This is a genomic window from Nocardia sp. NBC_01499 (genome assembly GCF_045040275.1).
GTDB lineage: Bacteria > Actinomycetota > Actinomycetes > Mycobacteriales > Mycobacteriaceae > Nocardia.
On the sequence record NZ_CP109426.1, the window covers coordinates 2,831,437 to 2,849,384 of the forward strand.

A 17,948-nucleotide genomic window follows, 5' to 3' on the forward strand; every position below is an offset into this window, starting at 1 on the left:
GGTCATAACGGAAAGAGGAACGGGCCAGGCGCTCGGCGGCGTTGGCTTTGTTCATGACCTCTGCGAACGAAATTGTCGACTCGCACACCACAGGTGTTGACGGCTTGTACGCGCCGTTCGAGCTGAAATCATTACACCTGCGCAATCGGTTCGCGATGGCACCGATGACTCGGCAGTTCTCGCCGGAGGGGGTGCCGGGCGAGGACGTCGCGGAGTACTACCGGCGCCGGGCCGCCGGCGGCGTCGGGCTGATCATCACCGAGGGGACGTATATCCCCGATCCGGCAGCCGGGGAAAGCCCCCGGGTGCCGCGGATATACGGCAAGGACAGTTTGTCGGGGTGGCGTCGCGTCGTCGATGCCGTGCACGCGGCGGGCGGCGCGATCGTTCCGCAGCTGTGGCACGTCGGTGTCACCCGCGGCGAACGACCGGACCTGAATCCCGAGGTACCGTCGGTCAGCCCGTCCGGTCGCACGCTCGACGGCGATCCGCTGGGACATGAACTCAGCAGCGCGGACCTCGATCAGTTGCGGCAGTGGTATGTCGACGCGGCGGTCGATGCTCAGCGGGTCGGGTTCGACGGACTGGAATTGCACGGCGCGCACGGTTACCTGCTCGATCAGTTCATGTGGGAACGAACGAATCTGCGCTCCGATTCCTACGGTGGCTCGATAGCGTCACGCAGCAAATTCCCCGCAGAGGTGGTGGCCGCGATCCGCGAGGCCGTCGGCCCCGATTTCGCCATCATTTACCGCTTCTCGCAGTGGAAATCGAACAGCTACCGGGCTCGGCTCGCGCAGACACCGGCTGAACTCGAGCAGGTTCTGACTCCATTGGTGGACGCCGGAGTCGATATCTTGCACGCATCGACCCGCCGCCACTGGCTCCCCGCCTTCGAGGATCTCGCTGGGCCCGACGGCGTACTCGGTTTGGCGGGATGGACCAAGAAGGTGACCGGCGTTCCGACAATCACCGTCGGCTCAATCGGTCTCGACAGTGAGTTCACCACCGCCCTCCGAACCGCGGACGGCACAGCCGGTGTCGCGGACATCGACAAACTGTTGCAGCAGTACGAGCGTGCGGAATTCGACCTCGCCGCGGTAGGCCGTGCCCTGATCTCAGACCCGGAGTGGGTCAACAAGCTTCGTGCGGGTCGAACGGATGAATTCGTGCCCTACGACAACACGTACCGACAGACCCTGCACTGACGCAGGATTCACGCGGCCTGTGCCCATTGTCACCACTCTCAGCAACCGCCGTGTGCCACAGTTAACAACTGGCAAGTCTTGCGTATGACGCATCGCCGACTTAGGTTAGGCGCATACTTTCATACGGGATGGCTATCGTCAGCAGGGCTGTCAGGTGCCCATGCTGTCCCGCGACATGTCGAAAACCCGATCTGATGCGCGGTATCGCCGTGCCAGCAGGCCGAATCGAAGGTGGTGTGCGCATGAATGGATCGACGAAATTCGTTGCCGTGTCAGTGATTTCCGCCGCCATCGTGGCAGGTTCGCTGACCACAGCGCGTGCCGATGCCGATCCGGCGGGCATTCACTACACAGCACGGGCAAGTACCGACTCGATGATCCTGACCACCGACGCCGGTTCACTCGATACCGCCGACGACCGCCTCGAGATACGCGACGACAACGGCAACCTGATGGCCGCGTTCCCGCTCGGCTACTACCGGGACAACCAACGGTGGCCGATCGCCGCCCGGATCGACGGCAACACCGCCACCTTGACACCGAGTGTCGACCCCGCGAGCGCGACACCGGCACCAGGCACCACCGACCAGTTGAACGACATCGCGCTGGACCCGCAGTCCCCCGCCTTCGGCGCGGCATTGTCCAACTTCTCCACCATCGTCGGTATCGGCACCGCATTGGGCACGATCATCGGCACCCTCGTCGGCGCCTCCCTCGGCTGCCTGCTCGGCGGCCTGCTGGTCGGCGGCGCCGCCACCGTCCCCACCTTCGGCGCACTCACCATCCCCGGCTTCCTCGGCGGTTGCATCGTGACCGCCATCCCCGGCGCCGCCCTCGGCGCCATCGTCGGCACCATCGTCTTCGGCGTGCCCGCGATAATCATCGGCGGGGTGCTACTCGGTGGAGCACTGGCCGCCTAGGGCCATCGGCGGCGAGATCAGGATCGAGGTCGGGGCGGCAGTCGATCAAGCGCGAGTCAGTACCACGTGCGCGTAGACCGAGTAGCTCAGTGCACCCACGAATCCCCGGTCGATCCAATGCCGAACATCGATCTCGAACTCATTCGCCAACTCGTCGGCCACACAATCATCACCGCGGAGGCTGAGCCGGAGCGAGCATACGACCACCCGCATACCGAACGATTTCCCGGTCGCGACCGATAAACGTCATCGAATCGGGGATTGCAGATCGACACCTCCGGATACCGTCCACTCACTGTGAATCCGTTGCACCGGAAGGTAATTGGGGGAATACCCAGGGCATCGACTGGCCGATGGCTACAGTATTGTGGTCAACGCTGTTGGGGTGGTTACGGCTTGAAGGGGGCACAGTGGTCGACGCGCGTGATCACCAACTCGACGCCGGTAATCACCAGGGCAAGTTCGGCGCCGACTACATACGCGTCCTCGCTTCGGCCGCGGGCTTGAGCTGGTCACAGGACGACGTGGACTTGGACGGCGTCGATCTGTGCATCAAGCTACCTGGCCGTACCCCGCGCGGTTTCTCGCCGCGGATAGATGTACAGGTGAAGACGGTCTCTACCCTCCAAACCCGAAGCGGGTTGATCAACTTCGACGGGCTGAACCAGCGACAATTCAACAAGCTCGCGGGTCCTGGCTTCACCGTGCCGCGTTACCTGTTCGTCGTTCATGTTCCGCGCAGTTCGAATCACTATGCCGATCTGCGCACCGCCGGGTTGTTACTTCGGCATATCGGCTACTACACATCGCTCAGCAGCCTCGACACACTGCCTGACCCGGACGTCCGACGGCGACTACGGGTGAAGATCCCGATGAGCAACATCCTTACTGCGACCAGCCTGCGCGCACTCGTCACTGAAAACGCCTCACTACCGATCGGATGACGGTACCGATGAGACGAGTGCCGACAATCGATGATGTGGCCGGATACCTGCGTGGGCACGGCTGGTCCGTCACCGGCCAATGGCGCACCGCGAATGTGTGGACCTGGCAGGACTTCGACGTGCTCGTCCCACCCAGCGATGGTGTCGCCGACGCGACAATCAGGTTGCGCGAGCTGGTGCAGTGCGTCGCCGACGCGGAAGGTCGGTCGCCGACCGCTGTCTGGCGCGATATGACCGCTCCGGGGGTAGACATCATCGCCTATCGCACGCAGGCCGACCGCGAGTCGATCACGCTTCCGGCGGGCACCCGCACGATCCTCGCGGTGCGCGATCTGATTACGTTCTGCGCGCAAGAGGTTGCGGGCGAATCTAATTCGACTCATCACGACATCCCGGATAGCGCGGTCGGGGCCTTGCTGGAACGGTCGCTCTTGACGCCGAGCGAGGGGGTGGTTGGTCTCGATATCGCCCTGCCTATCGACGCGGACGATCCGGATCCACTCGGACGGTTGACGGCGTTGCGGCTGCTGCACGGCTCCACTGCTGTGCGGCATGCCACGTACTCGTCGGACGACGATGCCTTCGAACAAATCCTTCGCCAAGGCATCTCGCCGACCGAGTGCGAGGTTCTCGCCGAATTGGCTGGTCCTGGCGAAACTCTCGCTTTCGAACTGGGTTTCCACTGGTCCTGGCTGATGCCGAGGCGAGACGTGACCGTGCAGTTTCCACCAGGGGCAGGCGAGCGAATTCGCCGGGGAGGCAGGCGCGTCGAACCGGCACCCCTGCCTCCGGTTGGCGTCGTCGAAGGACCCGTCATCAGCCTGTCCGACGACCCGAGTAGCAGCCGATGGCACATCAGGGTGCGTGGCGTGCTCGTAGTCGACGGTGCCGCGACCGGAAGAACACGGCTGGTGAACGTATCGCTCGGCGACAGTACCAATTACGAGGCCGCCATCACCGCCCACCGGAATGGGCACACGGTCCGAGCGGTAGGAACCGTCACCGGTAGCCCCGCTGGAATCAACGTCACCGCAGCGGGATTCACGGTGGCTGACCGAACACAGATGTGAACTATTGGAACGGAACGGGATTGACATGTTCGATGACCGGTTGACCTCGAGTGAACGTTGTGTCTTGCTCGTCCTGATGGCCGAGGCACGTGAGCTCACCAATGCCGAACTACACGCGGTCGCGGGCATCAAGCTTGACGGCAAAAACCGCAGGCACCTCAATGCTCTCGACCTGGTCAGCAGCACGACGGTGAATCGCGCGTTCGTGCACGAGCTAACGGATCGAGGGGCAGTGTGGTGCGCCGAAGAGTTGGCCAACCCGCGCCCCGCTCGATCCGGTTACGCCGGCGGCGCCCTGTACTCCGTGCTAGGCGGTCTGCGGCGCCATCTCGACGATTCCGGACAGACACTCGCCGACATTTTCCGGCCGGATGTGGCGAGCCAGGTGGAGGCAGCCTATGCGGAGCTGACGCGCAAAATCGGTATGCCGCTGCGACTTTCGGTACTGCGCGAACGGTTGGATGCCATACCTCGCAAGGATGTCGACCGGGCCCTCGCGGTGCTCGCCCGCCGCGGCGACGTACATGTACGCGCCGAGGCAGACCAGAAGACCCTGACGGACCTCGACCGGGAAGCGGCGGTGGTACTGGGTGGCACGCCACGACATGTGCTTACCATCGAGGCCGCACAGTGAACGAGGAACATCACCACGCGCTCGCATCGATCCAGTTCAGCAGCGTGCTCAGCGCCGATCAAGTGTGGAGCCCACTGAACTATCATGTCGACGGCCTGCATCCGGTGGCGGTGGACGAGATCGTCCGCGCGGTACAGGCTGCCGAACGTCGGCCTGACAGCACACCGCGTGGGCTGGTGCTCAGCGGCGAGCGCGGTGTCGGTAAGACACATATGCTCGGCTGGCTCCGGCACTATGTTCAGCAGCAGGGTGGCTCGTTCTTCATGCCCAAACTGATTGTGGGTCAGTCATTTTGGGCCGGTGCGGTACACGGTGTCGTCAACCAGTTGCTCGCTCCCGACGGTGGGCAACTCGGCCGGATGCTCAACACCCTCGCCGACATCGCGGGCTGCGGGAAAGAGCTGCGCATGCGACTGCACGGCACGATGGCCGTTCGCAGGCCGGAACTCGACGAATTCATCGAGCGGATCGAAGCACTCGACGAGCAAGTAGCGTTGCAGTGCAAGGACACACTGCGCGCATTGGTGCTCTACCAAGCCAAGCGGGAACTGCGGGAGGTCGGGTACAGCTTCCTCGCCCTTGCCGATGGCATCGACGAATCAGACCGCGCCGCTTGGGGATTCCGTCGTCGCAACGACGCGCCACAGTTGATATTCCAACACATGATCCGGTTGTTCGCGCTGACCGGGCCCGTCGTGCTGGCACTCGACCAAGTCGACACCGTAATAGCCGAGTCCGGCGAGGACGACGAGAACAACCTGGCGAGCCAGCTCGCCGATGGTCTCATGCAGATGCGTGAGGAAACCGTCCGCACACTGATAGTCGCCGCATGCCTCCCGCAATCGTGGGATCTGATCGCGACGCGTGCGACGAACTCAGTCGAAGACCGCTTCAAGGTTCTTGGACTCTCGACCGCCATGCCTTCCGCGGCACTGGCCTCCGCGATCGTCGAACGACATCTCGGAAGCCTCTACGGGGAGGTGGGTTTCGAGCCGCCGTACCCGACATGGCCGGTACTGCCGAAAGCATTCGACGATCCGGATGTACCCAACTTCACGCCGCGTCGGCTGCTCCAACTGGTGGAGATGCACGCAAGCCGGTGTCTGGCCGAGAACACGGTCAGCGAGCTCGCCCATTTCGGTACATCCGACCAGCAGGCGCCAACCCCCGCGGTACCAGCCCCTGCTGAATTGACAACCCTGGACAAGCGGTTCACCGACCTGCGCTCCGCCGCGGACGTGATCGAACCGATGGATCCCAAACACGAAGACACCCTGATGTTCTCGCTGCTGAACGCCGCGCTGCACTGCTACGTGCTCGAGCGGCGAGGCGAGCAGGAACTGACAGTCGACCCGGCGACGATCGTCCAGCCCGCCCTGCACGCCCGGCTACGCCGGACGCTCGACGAGGCCAATGAGGATGAGGAACACTGGAGCTTCCGTGCCATCGCCCACAGCCACCACCGAGCCGTATTGACCCGGATGCGTTCGGCCTGCCTAGAGGCCGGGATCCATCCGGGGGCCAGGAAGAGGCACCTCGTCATTCTGCGCAACGCACCCTTCTCGACCGGTCCGGTAACGACTGCGGCCGTCGCCGAATTCGAAGTCTCCCAAGGAATCGCGCTACCGATATCCGCCGAGGATCTACGAACCTTCTCGGCGTTGCGCACGATGCTCAGCGAGGGTGCGCCGGAATTTCTCGGCTGGCTGGCAGTTCGGCGACCGGCAAGCGGATCGCAGTTGTTCAGCCGAGTGTTCGCTGACGATCGGGCCGGAGTCGTTGCGCCGGAATCGCTTTCCACCGGCGAGACGGAAGCATCGACATCCGCCGTCGCCGCCACAACGGCGTCGGCATCTGCCGCGCCCACCGATCGTGACGAACCGTCGATCGTGCTCGGGCGCAATGTCGAGACCGGGCTCAGCTTCCAGATTCCGTTGATACTGCTGAGGAAGCACACCGCAGTGTTCGCGGGCAGCGGATCAGGTAAGACCGTCCTGCTCCGTCGCCTGGTCGAAGAGGTTGCGATTCATGGTGTTTCATCCATTCTGATCGATACCAACAATGACTTGTCCCGGCTGGGCGACCGGTGGCCGTCGATGCCGGACGGTTGGGGGAACAACGACCCCGACCGTGCCGACCGCTACTTCGCCGACACCGAAGTGATCATCTGGACGCCCCGGCGGGAAGCGGGCCGCCCGCTCGCACTGAACCCGCTCCCCGACTTCGGCGGAGTGCTCGACGATCCTGACGAGTTCCGAACCTCTATCGACGCCTCAGTCGCCGGCCTGATCTCCCGCACCGGCCTGACCGCGCGAAAACTGCGAACAGGAACCGCGGTGCTGACCCAGGCGCTGACCTCTTTCGCCAGGAACGGCGGATCAGACCTCAATGCTTTCGTCGCATTGCTCGGCAATCTGCCCGAAGGGGTGAGCACTGTCCGCAATGGTGCCAACCTGGCAGCGGACATGGCCGACGAACTCCACGCGGCCATGATCAACGATCCCGTGTTCGGCGGTGTCGGCGCCCGCCTCGACCCCGGCGAGCTGCTCACTCCGACCGCGGGTAAACGCGCCAGGATCTCGGTGATCAGCTGTATCGGGCTGCCCACCGACGAACAACGCCAGACCTTCGTCAACCAGCTCGAATTGGCGCTGTTCGCCTGGATCAAGCGAAATCCCGCCGGTGACAAACCGCTCGGCGGCCTGCTCGTTCTCGATGAGGCACAGACCTTCGCCCCGTCACGCGGTACAACAGCGTCCACGGAGAGCACCCTCAAGCTCGCAACCCAGGCCCGCAAGTACGGCCTCGGCCTCGTGTACGCAACCCAAGCGCCGAAAGCACTGCACAACATGGTTACCGGCAATGCCGCAACCCAACTCTTCGGCAGACTGAATGCCTCTGCGCAGATCCAGGCCGCCCAAGAATTGGCCCGAGCAAAAGGCGGCCGAGTCGACGACATCTCGCGCCTACCCGCAGGCAGGTTCTACGGCGCGACCGAAGGTGCCGGCTTCAGCAAGATCACAACCCCCATGTGCCTCAGCTACCACCCGTCCAGCGCGCTCACCGAGGAGGAAGTTCTCGCCCGCGCCCGCCCCGCCCCTCAATGAATCCTATTCTGGAGTCCGCTTGTAGTTGGCCAAAGGTTCGCCGATCGCGCCCCTTGACAAAATGGTTGACCTGCGGAAATAGACGCGCGTCGCCGAGCACTGTCCGTCCTGAGTCGACGGTAAGCTGGCTAAGTAAGCAACATCCCAGAGAGCAGGGAAGATGCCGGAAATGACGCACGGCCAGCCGATGTACCACAGGCCTGTCGCGGTACCCGAAGACCTGCACCTGCTCACGGGGCCGACCAGTGGCATCGTCAACCTCCCGACGCATCTCGACTGGTCCGGCCACGCCGAGTACGACCTCGACCGGCCAGGCAGAATCGTCGACCTCTACCGCACGGTGATCAACGAAGCCGCCAGCCCAACCGACCTGCACTCCTACCTCAACGAAGCAGTTCTCAAACGGCTCTGGTCCTACATCTGGCTTCCCCTGCAGATCAAACGCGCCTGGGAAAGCCGATTCCCCGAACTCGCACAACTCAGCCGACTGGCCTCGGCGTAGGCATCCAGTGGAACCACGCCATCGCAAACTGGCAGAAATCGCACTCGCGGTAGCCGGTGATCAAGGTTTTGCCCTCGCTGGCGGCTACGCCATCCGCGCCCACGGAATGGGTAACCGCCCCAGCGGCGATGTCGACCTGTTCACCGACTGGCACCGCCGAGCGGACTTTCCCGGAGCCGTCAAGGCGGTCATCGCCGCCCTTGAACAACACGGATACGTTGTCGCCACCACGATGAGCGGCGACACTTTCGCACGTCTACTGGTCTCCTCCCCTACCGAACCCGATGCCAGCGCAGACAAACTAGAGCTGTCGGCCGACTGGCGAGCACACCCTCCAGTCCTGCTCGACATCGGACCAGTCCTACACCCCGACGACGCCGTCGCCAACAAGATGTGCGCACTCTACGGGCGCGCACTTCCTCGAGATTTCCTCGACATCGACGCCGCAATCACCAGCGGCCGCTACAACCGTGACCGGCTATTCGAACTCGCCGTTAATGCCGATAGCGGCTTCGACCCACGCATGTTTGCCGACGCCCTGGGCGCACTCAGCCAGATCACCGACGACGCATTCGCCGAGTACGACATCACACCCGAGCACATCACCGCCATACGCCGTCGGTTCGCCGATTGGCGCCAGATACTCCAGACGCCGTAACAAGTAACTGTTCTTATCGCACACGGCTAGGCACTGAATTTCCAGCCCTTAGTACACCCGCAAACCGGAGTCCCGCCGCCCCACGTGGTCCTTGAACGCCTCACGAATCAGGCTCTGGACGCCTTCCACCTCGGAAGCCCTAGGCACCACATGGAGCTCTCGTGAAAGAGTGCGGCCCGTAAGGTATTTCGTGACAGATCCGGAGCCCGTGTTGGCGACGAAAATGGGATGAGCTCGACGACCTAAATCGGCGCTAAGGCCCGCGAATCCGCGAGCTTGCCCGAGCGGCAGATGGCCTGTGTAGTACTTGCACTCTATGACCAGAAGACACTTGCTTGCACGTGGAGATGTTCTCGCAAATCGACAGAGATCCGCCTCTTCTGCATCGAGAACGACGACATCGCACTCATGCTCGACTCCTGAGTTGCCCTGAACCTTGACCCCTATGTGGACCTCTAGCTCTGGTGCTCTTCCGAATTCAAGAACCGCATGTGTGTAGTTCCGAGCCGTGGAGTACAGCCATCCGGGGCTGGTCCGGAAGACGAGATTGCTTGCCATGGATCCGTTGACGTCCTGGTAGCGGATCTGAGCTCCGCTCTTGCGCGCAGTTGCGATAACCAGGGAGAAGAGGAACCCCTCATAGACATCGTTAGGCATCGACGCCGTCGTATACGAAACCGCAGCTCGGAGATGCGCGCGCAACTCTGCCAGCAGTTCATCTACTGCGGCCATCGCTCACCTCCTGGCTCATCCGATTGAGAAATGCCGCCGCAGCGGCACGCGCTTCCTGCGCCGCCGGTGCCAGGATCTGATCGAGGCTAGGTGGAGGAGACGCGGAGTCATCCTGATCGGGAAGAAAGCTGATGGAATCCACCTGTGCGCCGGAATCATCGACCGCCATAAGACGTTTCGCCATATCCTGATGAATTTCAGGTACCTCGACGATCAGGCGCTTAAGCGCCTGGATGATCAAGGCGACGCGTTGCTCACCTCCGAGCCGCGTATTCCCAACCATCAGTTGCCCCTTACCCGGAGGCTGTTCCAGTTCATGTGAGAAAGGAAGCTCCTCCATCTGCCATGTCGGATCTTCCCTCCACTTGCTACCACGTGGGACCGTAACGGCCTTGTTAACACCCGCTGCGATTCCTTCATCGATGCTCTGACGGACCCAGTCCAGCCCGAGTTCCAAGAGAATGATTCGCACGCCGCCCTCAAACGCCTCTAGTTCACCGTCATCCATCATGAACACTCATCCCCCGTTCGAGTGACATCTATCGGGCTTGACCAGTGTATCGGCGGGCGTACCGGACATGTGGCAGCTTTCATCAGTCCGTGAGCATCGTGCCTGCTACGCACACCTGCCGTTGTCACGGCATCGTCCCCTCCACAACCAGGATTCAACGAATCCGATCCCGCTGAGTTCCGCGTACTTATACCCGCTCACGCTCGACGTGTATGCAACAACGTCCATGTCCAGCACCGACAGCAACGCGAAGACCTGACCAGGTTGGTGGGTATCGACCCATCTGACGGAGCTCATCTACGGCGAGGTCGACTACGACAAGAAGGTGCTGGAGGCATGTTCGTGCGCTCACGCACGATCAGTGCCGCGCTCAGCCTTCTGCGGCGAGTTGTCCGCAGGCGGCGGCGATTTCTTGGCCGCGGGTGTCGCGGACGGTGCAAGGGACGCCCTGGGCGTTGACTCGGCGAACGAATTCGGCCTCAACGGGTTTGGGGCTGGCGTCCCATTTGCTACCCGGGGTCGGGTTCAGCGGGATCACGTTGACGTGCACGCGGGAGCCCAGGGCCTTGTGCAGCTTTTGGCCGAGCATGTCCGCGCGCCACGGCTGGTCGTTGATGTCGCGGATCAACGCGTACTCGATGGAGACTCGGCGGCCGGACTTGTCGGCGTAGTAGCGGGCGGCGTCGAGGACCTCGGCGATCGGCCAGCGGTTGTTGACCGGGACCAAAGTGTCGCGCAGTTCGTCGTCGGGAGTGTGCAAAGAAACGGCGAGGGTGACGGAGAGGTCTTCGTCAGCCAGTTTGCGGATCGCGGGGGCTAGGCCGACGGTGGAGACGACCACGTTGCGCTGGGAGATACCGAAACCGTCCGGCGGCGGGGAGGTGATGCGGCGGACCGCGGCTACTACCCGCTTGTAGTTGGCTAGGGGTTCGCCCATGCCCATGAAGACGATGTTGGAGAGGCGGCCGGGGCCACCGGCGACTTCGCCGTCACGCATCGCGGCTGCCGCGGCGCGGACCTGGTCGACGATTTCGGCGGTGGACAGGTTGCGGTTGAGTCCGCCCTGGCCGGTCGCGCAGAAGGGGCAGGCCATGCCGCAGCCTGCTTGGCTGGAGATGCAGAGGGTGGCGCGGTCCGGGTAGCGCATGAGGACGCTCTCCAGGAGGGTGCCATCGCCCGCGCGCCACAACGTCTTTCGCGTCTCGCCCGCATCGCAGGCGACGTGCTTCACGACCGACATCAGCGGTGGGAACAGTGCCTCGCCGATCTTTTCGCGCACGGGTGCGGGCAGGTCGGTCATCTGTTCCGGGTCGGCCTGCAGCCTGCCGTAGTACTGGCGGGCGATCTGGTCGGCGCGGAACTTCGGCAGTCCGAGCTCCTCGATGGCCGCCTGCCTGCCCGCTGCGTCGAGGTCGGCGAGGTGCCGGGGCGGCATGCCACGGCGCGGAGCATCGAAAACGAGGGGCAGGGAGACGGTCATAGTTCTTCTATTCTCCCATCTGAGCGAATGTGGCGCACACTCGCCCGCACACACCGCATCCGACATGACCAGTTCGATGCGGGGAAATACGTGTAACTGTCATAGCAGTGGGCAATGATCGGGATATGTCCACCAATGCTGACCACCTGCCGGATCCCGAACCGGCATTCCCGGATGAGCCGATGACCACGGCTCCGCCTGCTACGACACCGCCGACGACGACCGCACCTCCGACCACAATCCCGGCGGGCAAGCACCGCCAGTCACTGTCCTCACGCGCCGGCAACACCTGGATAGCTCTGATCGCGGGCGCGCTGATCCTGATCGTCCTGCTGGTATTCATCCTGCAGAACCTCGATCGGGTCGACGTCAGCCTGTTCTTCTGGCACTTCTCGCTGCCACTCGGTGTCGCCGTGCTGCTGTCGGTGATCGGCGGCGCACTGGTAATGGCCCTGGTCGGTGGCGTCCGCATCCTCCAACTCCGCCGCGCCGCGAAGAAGTAGGCACTGACTGTCCGCACATAGTGCCAGGTCAGAGCAGGGTTGAGAGGACCAGCCAGGAGACGAAGGCGGAGGGGAGCATGGAGTCGAGGCGGTCCATGATGCCGCCGTGGCCGGGGAGCAGGGTGCCCATGTCCTTGATGCCGAGTTCGCGCTTGATCTGGGATTCGATCAGGTCGCCGCAGGTGGCTACGAGGACGAGGCCGACGCCGAGGACGACGCCGATCATCGAGTTGGCGTCGAGCAGCAGGGTGACGGTGAGCAGGCCGCCGATCACGCTGAAGACCAGGGAGCCGCCGAAACCTTCCCAGGACTTCTTCGGGCTGATCGACGGGACCATCGGATGCCTGCCGAACAGAACACCGGCCACGTAGCCGCCGACGTCGGAGCAGACGACCAGGATCATGAAGGTCAGTACCCGCAGGTTGCCGTCCGGCTCCAGCAGCAGCAGCGTCGCGAACGAGGCGAGCAGCGGGATCCAGGCCAGGGTGAAGATGGCGATGGCGGTGTCGCGCAGGAAGTTTCGTGGCGCGGTTTGTAATCCGTGGTCGAACAGGCGCCACACCATGCAGGTCAGCGCGGTGGCCGCGAAGGCGCCCGCGACGCCGCTGGCACCGTAGGGCCAGCCGAGCCAGAACACGGCTTGGCCGCCGACGATGAGCGGGATGCGCGGTACCAGAACGTCGGCTTCGCGAAGGCGCTTGGCGACCTCCCAGGTAGCGACGCCGACCGCGACGCCGACGACACCGATGAACACCTTCGGTACGAACAGCAGGATCGCGATGAGCGAGAGGCCGAGGCCGAATCCGACGGCGAGCGCCGCGGGCAGATTCCGGCCCGCGCGTGAGCCGGACGCGGGGGCGGCGGCGAGCACCGCGTTGGGACCGTGCGCCTCGGGGTCGTGCTCGGCTGCCGAGGCGGCCGGAACAGCGTGCTCAGCGAACGCGGCATCCGGTGCCCAGGAGGAAGCGCCGGTCGGCGCACCGTCATGACCGGTAACCGGCGAAGCACCGTCACGACCGACGACCGGAGCGCCATCGTGACCGACGACCGAAGCCCCAAGACCATCGTGACCGGCGACCGAAGCCGCGGGTGCCGAGGCACCATCGGGACCGGCCGGAGCGTCGTGATCGGACGCCGCAGCCGAGGCTAAGGGCTCGGTACTCGACGCTCCCGCGCCGCGCACGTGCTCTTGCCTCGCATCAGCTGTGCCGTTCACCGGCCTCGGCTCCTCAGCCGCACCGGTCGCGGCGGCGTTCTCGGCCACGATTGTCCCGTCGCTCAACTCGTCGTTCCGTTCGTCCCCCGCCCGGGCGGGCCTGCTGCGTTCGATCGGTGGCATTCGCGGTGCCCTTCGCTCACACCACCGTCAGCGTCAGACCTCGAGCAGTTCAGATTCTTTGTGTTTGACCAGTTCGTCGATCTGGCCGACGTATTTGGCGGTGGTCTTGTCGAGATCCTTTTCGGCACGCCCGACCTCGTCCTCACCCGCCTCGCCATCCTTCTGGATGCGCGACAGTTCGTCCATGGCTTTGCGGCGGACATTGCGGATCGACACCTTCGCGTCCTCCCCCTTGCCCTTGGCCTGCTTCGCCAGCTCGCGGCGACGCTCCTCGGTCAGCTGCGGCACCGAAATGCGAATGATGTCACCGTTGTTGGTGGGATTGACACCGAGATCGGAGTTGCGGATCGCGGTTTCGATCGCACCGAGCTGAGCCTGCTCGTACGGCTTGATGACAACCATGCGCGGCTCCGGCACCGTGATGCTGGACATCTGGGTGATGGGGGTCGGCGAGCCGTAGTAGTCGACGACGATCCGAGTGAACATCCCCGGGTTCGCACGTCCGGTGCGGATGCCAGCGAGATCGTCCTTCGCTACTGTGACAGCCTTTTCCATCTTCTCCTCGGCGTCGAAGAGCGCTTCATCAATCACGACCGTTTCCTCCACTGCGTCGTCATCGTCATGATCCGCGGGTCGCGGGGTCAGGACCGAACCAATGTGCCGATCTTCTCACCGGCGACCGCTCGGGCGATATTGCCCTTGGTCAACAAATTGAACACCAGCATCGGCATCTGGTTGTCCATACACAGGCTGAAGGCCGTCGCGTCGGCAACCTTGAGCCCTTGCTCGATGACCTCTTTGTGGGTGATCTCGGAGTACATGGTGGCGTTTTCGTCGACCTTGGGATCGGCGCTGAACACCCCGTCGACCGCCTTGGCCATCAGCACCACCTCGGCGCCGATCTCCAGCGCACGCTGGGCGGCCGTGGTGTCGGTGGAGAAGTACGGCATGCCCATGCCAGCACCGAAGATGACCACGCGGCCCTTCTCCAGGTGACGCTTGGCGCGCAGCGGGAGGTAGGGCTCGGCGACCTGGCCCATGGTGATCGCAGTCTGCACCCGGGTCTCGACGCCCTGTTTCTGCAGAAAGTCTTGCAGCGCAAGGCTGTTCATCACGGTGCCGAGCATGCCCATGTAGTCCGAGCGGGCGCGTTCCATACCGCGCTCCTCCAGTTCGGCGCCGCGGAAGAAGTTACCGCCGCCGATCACCACGGCCACCTGCACGCCGGTGGCGACCACCTCGGCGATCTGCTCGGCGACCGTCTCCACCACGTCCGGGTCAAGGCCGACTCGGCCGCCGCCGAACATCTCGCCACCTAATTTGAGAAGCACCCGGCGATATCCTGGGCGATCGATCCCCGGGTCCGTCATGGGTGTTCTTCTCCTTCGGCGGTCAACGTTGTTCTCGGCAGGCAAGTGCGTCAAAGAATTCGGCAGCTCGGAAAGGCTCCTCAACACGGAGCGGCCCCTATCCTGCCCTATGTGTGTTCGGCGGCATAAGAAGACCCCCCGTCAACCGGCATATCGGTCGACGGGGGGCCTGCTCGCTATGGTGCTGTGAGTGCGGCTAGACCCGGTCCCGCGTGTCCGTCCCGGTGTTCGCCGGGACGATCGCGGGGCGCGATCAGTTGGAGCCGACCTCGAAGCGGGCGAAGCGGGTCACGGTGACCCCGGCCTCGTCCAACAGGGCCTTGACGGTCTTCTTCGAGTCGGTGACCGACGACTGCTCGAGCAGCACGACGTCCTTGAAGAAGCCGTTGACGCGGCCCTCGGTGATCTTCGGCAGCGCGGCTTCTGGCTTGCCCTCTTCGCGAGCGGTCTGCTCGGCGATGCGACGCTCGTTCTCCACGATGTCGGCCGGAACCTCGTCGCGGGTAACGTACTTCGCCTTGAGCGCGGCAACCTGCATGGCGGCGGCACGGGCGGCCTCGGCGGCCGCGTCACCCTCGCCCTGGTACTCGATCAGCACGCCGACGGCGGGCGGCAGATCCGAGGCACGCTTGTGCAGGTAGGTGGCGACCGGGCCGTCGAGTGAGATCACGCGACGCAGCTCGAGCTTCTCGCCGATCTTCGCGGCCAGCGCCTGCACGGCCTGGTCGGCGGTCTGGCCGCCGAGGTCGATGGCCTTGAGCGCGTCGAGGTCGGCGGGCTTGGCGGCCGCGGCGGCAGCCACGATCTGGTCGGCCAGCGCCTGGAACTCCGCGTTCTTCGCGACGAAGTCGGTCTCGGAGTTGATCTCGACCATGACGCCGCCCTTGGCGGTGACCAGGCCCTCGGCGGTGGTGCGCTCGGCACGCTTGCCGACGTCCTTCGCGCCCTTGATGCGCAGGATCTCGACGGCCTTTTCGAAGTCACCGTCGGTCTCGGCCAGCGCGTTCTTACAGTCCATCATCCCGGAGCCGGTGAGCTCCCGGAGCCGCTTCACATCGGCAGCGGTGTAGTTCGCCATCGGTGGCGAGCCTCCTTCGGAGAAAGTTCTGGAAATACTGGGCAGCGGTGATCACCATCGCACGCGATCATGATCACCGCTGGAACAGCGGGTTACGAGACTCAGGCCTCGGCCGGGGTCTCCACCGGAGCCTCGACCGGGGCGGCCTCAGCGGCAGCCTCGACGGGGGCCTCAGCCGGGGCTTCGGCAGGCGCGTCGGCGGCGGGTGCGGCCGAAGCGAGCAGCTCCTGCTCCCACTCGGCCAGCGGCTCGCCCGCGCCCGCTTCCGGCTTGTCGTCGCCGGAGGACAGGCCGGCCCGCGCCTGCACGCCCTCGGCCACCGCGGAGGCGACGACCTTGGTCAGCAGTGCGGCGGAACGGATCGCGTCGTCGTTACCCGGGATCGGGTAGTCGACCAGGTCGGGGTCGCAGTTGGTGTCCAGGATCGCGATGACCGGGATGTTCAGCTTGCGCGCCTCGCCGACGGCGATGTGCTCCTTGTTGGTGTCGACGACCCAGATGGCCGAAGGCACCTTGGCCATGTCGCGGATACCACCGAGGGTGCGCTCCAGCTTGTTCATCTCACGCGTGAGCATGAGGATTTCCTTCTTGGTGCGACCTTCGAAACCACCGGTCTGCTCCATCGCCTCGAGCTCCTTGAGGCGCTGCAGGCGCTTGTGCACGGTGGAGAAGTTGGTGAGCATGCCACCCAGCCAGCGCTGGTTGACGTAGGGCATACCGACGCGAGTCGCCTCGGCCGCGATCGACTCCTGGGCCTGCTTCTTGGTGCCGACGAAGAGAACGGTGCCACCGTGGGCGACGGTCTCCTTGACGAACTCGTAGGCCTTGTCGATGTAGGTCAGCGTCTGCTGCAGGTCGATGATGTAGATGCCGTTGCGGTCGGTGAAGATGAACCGCTTCATCTTCGGGTTCCAGCGCCGTGTCTGGTGTCCGAAGTGCGCGCCGCTGTCAAGCAGCTGCTTCATTGTTACGACAGCCATAGCTCCCGTATCTCTCTTTCGTTGCCGGTTGACGCAGCGAATCGGTGATTCGCTGCCCTGGCGCCTCCGAACCGTCGGACCCGACCTTGAGGGTGGGACCAGCCGACGGCTCCCTGCTCCGCACAGGCACCGTCACGAACCGAATGGTGATGAGCTCGATTCGAACAGCGCCGTTGCGAACAAGCACGGGGTGGCGCGCGAAGTCGGTCCATGCACGCACAGACCGCTCGATCAGTCTACGGGGTAGGCGGCCTAGCTTCTAAATCGGCCTGTCAGGGGGTACGTGGTGGTGGTTTCGGCAGATGGAACGGAGGATGTCCACAATCGAGAAAGTTGTCCACAATCGGGGTGGTGGGGGTACCGCGATCGGTGCGGGCGGATGAGGGTTTGTGGCATGCCTTCGAATCCGATTTCTTCGATGATGACGCTGGTTATCCCGCTTTTCTTTGTGCTCGCCGTGTTGACGGCACCGCCTGTTTCGGCTGGGGTGCTTGCCGGAGGTGGGGCGTATAGCCATGTGGCGGAAGCCGTGCTGGGTGGGCCAGCGGGAGCCGCGCCCGCAGTCGAGCTGGGGGTAGCTGCGCTCGGGACCTGCGCAAGTTCGTTCTGCACCGGAGCCGTGGTTGGCCCACAGAACGAAGGAACCGCGCAGGTGGCGTGCACCGGCTCGGTCTGCGGGTCGGTGCGCCCGGCACCGCTCCGCGTCGCGGACGCTGTGCCAGGTAGCGCGGAGGCGGGGCGCGGGGCGACCGGTCTCGATCCGTTCGCGATATCTCCGCTCGATCCCGAGTTCTGCGAATACGTCGGTCCCGCACCGTTTTTCATGTCACCGAGCGATTCGGAGTTCTGCGGGCTCGTCTCGCCCGCCCCGCTGGCGTTGCCACCGGCGGCGAACAAGTGATCTCCCGTGAT

At 64.1% G+C, this 17,948-nt stretch carries 18 protein-coding genes; 10 read left to right on the forward strand and 8 right to left on the reverse strand.

Annotated features, from left to right (window positions below):
* Positions 1-53: 53 nt before the first annotated feature.
* From OG203_RS13010 to OG203_RS13045, 8 genes are all read left to right on the forward strand, one after another.
* Positions 54-1,208, forward strand: coding sequence for an NADH:flavin oxidoreductase (locus OG203_RS13010; RefSeq protein WP_405165906.1), 1,155 nt, complete (start codon positions 54-56; stop codon positions 1,206-1,208).
* 269 nt (positions 1,209-1,477) lie between these two features.
* Positions 1,478-2,128, forward strand: a complete 651-nt coding sequence (locus OG203_RS13015) for a hypothetical protein (protein ID WP_405165907.1) — start codon at positions 1,478-1,480, stop codon at positions 2,126-2,128.
* 410 nt (positions 2,129-2,538) lie between these two features.
* The gene (locus OG203_RS13020) at positions 2,539-3,072 is read left to right on the forward strand and encodes a DUF4365 domain-containing protein (protein WP_405165908.1); all 534 of its coding nucleotides are present in this window, start codon (positions 2,539-2,541) and stop codon (positions 3,070-3,072) included.
* 17 nt (positions 3,073-3,089) lie between these two features.
* Positions 3,090-4,142 carry a hypothetical protein gene (locus OG203_RS13025; RefSeq protein WP_405165909.1) on the forward strand — a complete coding sequence of 351 codons (1,053 nt, stop codon included), beginning with the start codon at positions 3,090-3,092 and terminating at the stop codon, positions 4,140-4,142.
* A 76-nt stretch (positions 4,143-4,218) separates the two neighbouring features.
* Entirely contained in the window at positions 4,219-4,776 is a 558-nt protein-coding gene (locus OG203_RS13030) for a hypothetical protein (RefSeq protein ID WP_405165910.1), read from the forward strand.
* On the forward strand, positions 4,773-7,883 hold the full coding sequence (locus tag OG203_RS13035; protein ID WP_405165911.1) for a helicase HerA domain-containing protein: 3,111 nt from the start codon (positions 4,773-4,775) through the stop codon (positions 7,881-7,883). Before OG203_RS13030 ends, OG203_RS13035 begins: the two co-directional genes overlap by 4 nt.
* Positions 7,884-8,043: 160 nt before the next feature.
* Positions 8,044-8,385: a hypothetical protein gene (locus tag OG203_RS13040; RefSeq protein WP_405165912.1), complete on the forward strand. Its 342-nt coding sequence runs from the start codon at positions 8,044-8,046 to the stop codon at positions 8,383-8,385.
* 7 nt (positions 8,386-8,392) lie between these two features.
* A complete protein-coding gene (locus OG203_RS13045; protein WP_405165913.1) occupies positions 8,393-9,043 on the forward strand; it encodes a nucleotidyl transferase AbiEii/AbiGii toxin family protein in 651 nt (216 codons plus the stop codon).
* 48 nt (positions 9,044-9,091) lie between these two features.
* Here OG203_RS13045 and OG203_RS13050 read toward each other — a convergent pair whose 3' ends face one another.
* From OG203_RS13050 to rlmN, 3 genes are all read right to left on the reverse strand, one after another.
* Positions 9,092-9,775 carry a hypothetical protein gene (locus tag OG203_RS13050; RefSeq protein ID WP_405165914.1) on the reverse strand — a complete coding sequence of 228 codons (684 nt, stop codon included), beginning with the start codon at positions 9,773-9,775 and terminating at the stop codon, positions 9,092-9,094.
* Positions 9,759-10,286: a hypothetical protein gene (locus OG203_RS13055; protein ID WP_405165915.1), complete on the reverse strand. Its 528-nt coding sequence runs from the start codon at positions 10,284-10,286 to the stop codon at positions 9,759-9,761. The genes OG203_RS13050 and OG203_RS13055 overlap by 17 nt, the downstream gene beginning before the upstream one ends.
* 370 nt (positions 10,287-10,656) lie before the next feature.
* Positions 10,657-11,766 carry a 23S rRNA (adenine(2503)-C(2))-methyltransferase RlmN gene (rlmN, locus tag OG203_RS13060; protein WP_405165916.1) on the reverse strand — a complete coding sequence of 370 codons (1,110 nt, stop codon included), beginning with the start codon at positions 11,764-11,766 and terminating at the stop codon, positions 10,657-10,659.
* Positions 11,767-11,891: 125 nt separating this feature from the next.
* Here rlmN and OG203_RS13065 point away from each other — a divergent pair, with 125 nt between their 5' ends.
* Positions 11,892-12,269, forward strand: a complete 378-nt coding sequence (locus OG203_RS13065) for a lipopolysaccharide assembly LapA domain-containing protein (RefSeq protein WP_405165917.1) — start codon at positions 11,892-11,894, stop codon at positions 12,267-12,269.
* 28 nt (positions 12,270-12,297) lie between these two features.
* Here OG203_RS13065 and OG203_RS13070 read toward each other — a convergent pair whose 3' ends face one another.
* From OG203_RS13070 to rpsB, 5 genes are all read right to left on the reverse strand, one after another.
* Entirely contained in the window at positions 12,298-13,140 is an 843-nt protein-coding gene (locus OG203_RS13070; protein WP_357379340.1) for a phosphatidate cytidylyltransferase, read from the reverse strand.
* 501 nt (positions 13,141-13,641) lie between these two features.
* A complete protein-coding gene (gene frr / locus OG203_RS13075) occupies positions 13,642-14,199 on the reverse strand; it encodes a ribosome recycling factor (protein WP_405165918.1) in 558 nt (185 codons plus the stop codon).
* Between the two features lie 50 nt (positions 14,200-14,249).
* Positions 14,250-14,978 (reverse strand): UMP kinase, encoded by a 729-nt coding sequence (gene pyrH, locus OG203_RS13080; RefSeq protein ID WP_405165919.1) that lies wholly within the window; start codon positions 14,976-14,978, stop codon positions 14,250-14,252.
* A 253-nt stretch (positions 14,979-15,231) separates the two neighbouring features.
* A complete protein-coding gene (gene tsf, locus OG203_RS13085; protein ID WP_405165920.1) occupies positions 15,232-16,056 on the reverse strand; it encodes a translation elongation factor Ts in 825 nt (274 codons plus the stop codon).
* Positions 16,057-16,157: 101 nt separating this feature from the next.
* Positions 16,158-17,036 (reverse strand): 30S ribosomal protein S2, encoded by an 879-nt coding sequence (gene rpsB / locus OG203_RS13090; RefSeq protein ID WP_405165921.1) that lies wholly within the window; start codon positions 17,034-17,036, stop codon positions 16,158-16,160.
* Between the two features lie 418 nt (positions 17,037-17,454).
* Between rpsB and OG203_RS13095 the strand changes: the two genes are divergently transcribed.
* Complete coding sequence (locus OG203_RS13095; protein WP_405165922.1) at positions 17,455-17,937, forward strand: hypothetical protein; 483 nt, start codon at positions 17,455-17,457, stop codon at positions 17,935-17,937.
* Positions 17,938-17,948: the final 11 nt, after the last annotated feature.